The sequence below is a fragment of the Pseudomonas sp. GD03862 genome (assembly GCF_029840855.1).
In the GTDB taxonomy this organism is placed as follows: domain Bacteria; phylum Pseudomonadota; class Gammaproteobacteria; order Pseudomonadales; family Pseudomonadaceae; genus Aquipseudomonas; species Aquipseudomonas alloputida.
In genome coordinates this window covers 1-535 of the sequence record NZ_JAOCDI010000125.1, presented here as the reverse complement: position 1 = coordinate 535, position 535 = coordinate 1, and the positions used below count along the sequence as shown (strand labels likewise).

The 535-nt window shown below is 66.5% G+C and carries 1 protein-coding gene; it reads left to right on the top strand.

The features are described 5' to 3' along the window. Positions 1-535 (top strand): phosphopantetheine-binding protein (locus N5D53_RS27640; protein ID WP_279841152.1); only part of this gene is annotated, 535 nt, incomplete at both ends.

Genomic DNA, 535 nt, shown 5'->3' with positions numbered 1-535 from the left:
ACCCAACGGCAAGCTCGACCGCAAGGCCTTGCCTGCCGTGGATGCTGCCCTTGTGCAAAAGGTCTATGAGGCACCGGCCAATGCGCGGGAGCACCGTCTGGCCGCAGTCTGGGCCGATGTGTTGCGCCTTGAGCGGGTCGGGGTGAACGACAACTTCTTCGAGCTTGGGGGCGATTCCATCGTCTCGATTCAGGTCGTCGGACGTGCGCGCCAGCAGGGCCTGCACTTCACGCCCAAGGAGCTGTTCCAGCACCAGACCGTGCGCGGCCTGGCAGCGGTGCTGCGCGAAGGCGAGGGAGCGGTGAAGGCCGAGCAAGGTCCGCTGCTCGGGGGCATGCCATTGCTGCCGTTCCAGCAGTGGTTCTTCGACCAGCGCATGAGCGAGCCGCAGCACTGGAACCAGTCGCTGTTGCTGCGCGGCACCGAAACGATGGATGCCAGCGCATTGGAGCAGGCGCTGCTGGCACTGTACGCCCAGCACGACGCCCTGCGCCTGCGCTTTGCCGACGGCAGCGCCGAACACGGTCCGCTGCAG